This window comes from Streptomyces sp. KR55, assembly GCF_052245645.1.
GTDB lineage: Bacteria > Actinomycetota > Actinomycetes > Streptomycetales > Streptomycetaceae > Streptomyces > Streptomyces flavusporus.
This window is the reverse complement of the sequence record NZ_JBQQCE010000704.1, coordinates 1-3499: the sequence shown is the minus strand read 5'-3', so window position 1 is coordinate 3499 and position 3499 is coordinate 1. Positions and strand designations below refer to the sequence as shown.

Genomic DNA, 3499 nt, shown 5'->3' with positions numbered 1-3499 from the left:
GCCACATCGGGATACCCCCTCGGCACGCCCGCCTCGCTGGGATACCCCGCAGGCATGCCACCTTCGCTGGGATACCCCGGCGGCACGCCCGCCGCGCCGGGATACTCCACCGCCTCGGCCCCCGCGCCCGCCGGGCCCGTCACCCTCTCCCCCGCGTCCTTCGCCTCCGGCACCAGCACCCCCGTGTCCGTCAGCTCCGGCATGAGCAGCTCCACCCGAAGCCCCGCCGCACGCTGCTGGCTCACGAACTCGTCGATCTGGGTGCGGCAGGCGTGGTCCAGGTGGGTCACGCCGAGCAGGTCGAGCCGGATGCGCGGCTTGCCCGAGGCGGCGGCCTGTTCCAGGGCCTCGATCAGACGCGGCAGCCGCAGGAAGGTCGCGTTGCCGGCCATGACGACCTTGGCGGTGTCCTCCTCGATGTGCTGCCGTACGACCGCCTGGGACATCCGCAGCGCGGCCAGCACCACCCCGGCCGCGAGGCCGACGAGGACGCCCTCCAGCAGCGCGGTGGCCGTGATGACGAGGGTGGTCAGCGTCATCACGGCGAACTCACCCCGGTCCTGACGCCACATCCTGGGGAACTCCTCCGGCGCGAACAGCTTCCAGCCGCTGTGCACCAGCACCCCCGCGAGCACCGAGATCGGGATCAGCGCGAGGACCTGCGGCAGCAGCAGCGCGAAGGCCAGCAGCCACAGCCCGTGCAGGGTGCGGGAGATCCGGGTCTTCGCCCCGGCCTGGACGTTCGCCGAGCTACGGGCGACGACCGCCGTGATGGGCAGCGCGCCGAGGATGCCGGCGATGGTGTTCCCAGCGCCCTGGGCGATGAGCTCGGTGTTGTACTTGGTGCGCGGTCCGGTGTGCATACGGTCCACGGCCGCGGCGGTGAACAGGCTCTCCGCCGACGCGATCACCGTGAAGGTGAGGATCGCGGTGATGATCGCGGCGTCGGCGAGCCCCGCGAACTGCTCAGGCCCCGGCATGTCGACCGAGTCCGCGAGGTTGCCGACCTGGAGGGTCTTCACGTTCACGCCCGGCAGTGCGGCGACGGCGATGCCGATGCCGACGGCGACGAGCGCGGCCGGGATCTTCCTGACCGGGCCCGGCACCTTCTTCCAGACGAAGCTGAGCACGATGGTGACGACGCCGAGCCCGGCCGCGGTCATCGCCTGCGGATCGGCCGCGACGTCGGCGACCAGCCCGGGGATGCCGGCGATGTTCTCGAACGGCGTCCCCGGGGCCTTCGCGTCGGACATCGGATACAGCTGACTGAACATCAGCGGCAGCCCGATGCCGGCGAGCATGCCCTGGACGACGGCGAGGGAGATCGCCTGGAACATCCGGCCGAGCTTCACCAGGCCGAGCACGATCTGGAGGACGCCGGAGAAGAGGACGATCACTCCGAGCATGGCGACGCCGTGTTCGAGCACGGTCTCCGCGACGAGGGCGGCGAGCCCTGCCGCCGGACCGCTGACCTGGAGGGTGCTTCCCCGGATCGCCCCGACCACCAGCCCGCCGATGACCCCGGAGATGATCCCCAGCTCGGCCGGCACCCCGGAGGCGACCGCGACGCCGATGCACAGCGGCAGCGCCACCAGGAACACCACGAGCGAGGCGGTGATCTCGGTGCCGAGGTCGACGCCGGAGCCTGAGTCGCCCTTCCGGGGCGCGGAGCCGCCCTTCCGTGGCCCGGCGGCCCGCCGGGCATGCGCCCCGCTCATGACCCGTGCACCCGGAACCGGCCGTCCTCGTCCAGCTCGTGGACCGTGCCGGTGTCGATCTCGTAGTACCAGCCGTGCAGCCGCAGCCGCCCGCTGTCGATCAGCCGCCGGGCGACCGGATATTCGCGCAGGACGGCAAGCTGATTGCGGACGTTGAGCTGCACGACCTCGCGCAGCGTCGGATCCCCCGACCGCCGTCCCGCCTCACCGAGTACGGGTTCCAGCCCCGGCCGCGCATGCTCGAGCCACGCGTCGACGCGCGGCAGCCCGGACAGATCGGTGCCGTGTGTGAGCGCGCTCATGGCCCCGCAGTGGGAATGGCCACACACCACGACGTCCTGAACGCCCAGCACTTCGAGCGCGTACTCGATGGTGGCGGCCTCGCCGGAGGCTGCGCCCTGCTCGTCGTACGGCGGCACGATATTGCCCGCATTGCGCAGCTCGAATATCTCGCCGGGCCGCGCTCCGGTGATCAACGCGGGAATCACCCGCGAGTCCGAGCAGGTAATGAACAAGGCCTCGGGAAATTGCCCGACGGCCAGTTTCCGGTATTCGTCGCCCTCGAAGTCGACCCGTCGCCTGAACGAGCGGGCGCGGTCCAGCAACGCCTTCACCATGCCTCCCTGACACTGGTTCCGACCAGGAGTCACGAAGGTAGGGGGGTGTACCCCAGAGGAAGGTTAAGCGAACCCCAAGGAAAAGAAGCGCAAGCGGTTTCTGAGGGCCATTTCACAAAGGCCGGGATCAGGACACCCGCGTGTGCATTTCCTTGTAGCGTGTCCACTCCCACAGCAAGGGATTCGTGTTGTCCGGATTTTTTATGGAGAGACAGGACGCCATGGGCGTACGAGTGCTGCTCATCGAGGACGACGAGTCGATCGCCGAACCGCTCGCCGACGGACTGCGGCACTTCGGCCTGACGGTCCACCACGTCGCCACCGGTGCGGAGGGGCTGGCGGGACCGTACGGCGATGTCGTGCTGCTCGACCTCGGTCTGCCGGACATGGACGGCATCGACGTCTGCCGCGGCATCCGCCGGTCCTCCGACGTCCCCGTCATCATCCTCAGCGCCCGGGGCGAGGAGGCCGACCGGGTGCTGGGCCTGGAGCTGGGCGCCGACGACTACCTGGCGAAGCCGTTCAGCGTACGGGAGCTGGTGGCCCGGATCCGCGCCGCACACCGCCGCCACCGACTGCCGCCCGCCGCCGACCCGTACGCGCAGCAGTCGTCGTACGAGGGCGAGTCGGCCGGCCACGAGACGCCGTACGCCGATCCGGCGGACGACACCCCACCCGCATCAGCCGGCCCCCTTGTGGTGGACCGGCGGACCCGGCAGGTGTGGGTCGGGGACGTGCCGGTCACGCTGACGCCGAAGGAGTTCGAACTGCTGGCGCTGCTGTCCGAGGACGCCGGAGCGGTGTACTCGCGGCAGGAGATCCTCAACCGGGTCTGGGACGACCACTACGAGGGCCCCACCAAGACCCTGGACGTGCATGTCGCCACCCTGCGCCGCAAGCTGGGCCACCCGGCGTGGATCCAGACCCTGCGGGGCGTCGGCTTCCGGCTCGCCGTGCGCAGCCCCGCACCGGACCCCCCGCACGGTCCCACCGCCTCATGACCCGCCGGCTGCTGCTGAGCCACCTCAGCCTGGCCGCGCTCGTCCTGCTCGGCCTGGAGATTCCACTGGGGTTCGTCTACACGCGGGCCGAGCGCGAACGGATCGTCAACTCCGCGAACAGCGAGGCCGATTCGGTGGCCGCGTACGCCGAGTTGTCGGTCGC

At 70.5% G+C, this 3499-nt stretch carries 3 protein-coding genes and 1 pseudogene; 2 read left to right on the top strand and 2 right to left on the bottom strand.

Annotated features, from left to right (window positions below; translation table 11 throughout):
• On the bottom strand, positions 1-1718 hold a 1718-nt coding region (locus ACTWQJ_RS48640), incomplete at its 3' end, for a SulP family inorganic anion transporter (protein WP_443312774.1).
• Positions 1715-2332, bottom strand: coding sequence for a carbonic anhydrase (locus tag ACTWQJ_RS48635; RefSeq protein ID WP_443312775.1), 618 nt, complete (start codon positions 2330-2332; stop codon positions 1715-1717). The genes ACTWQJ_RS48635 and ACTWQJ_RS48640, both read right to left, overlap by 4 nt.
• Positions 2333-2556: 224 nt before the next feature.
• On the opposite strand from ACTWQJ_RS48635, the gene ACTWQJ_RS48630 reads away from it, so the two are divergent.
• Positions 2557-3336 carry a response regulator transcription factor gene (locus ACTWQJ_RS48630; RefSeq protein WP_443312773.1) on the top strand — a complete coding sequence of 260 codons (780 nt, stop codon included), beginning with the start codon at positions 2557-2559 and terminating at the stop codon, positions 3334-3336.
• Positions 3333-3499: pseudogene (locus ACTWQJ_RS48625) on the top strand (sensor histidine kinase); the annotation flags it as partial. The gene ACTWQJ_RS48630 and the pseudogene ACTWQJ_RS48625, both read left to right, overlap by 4 nt.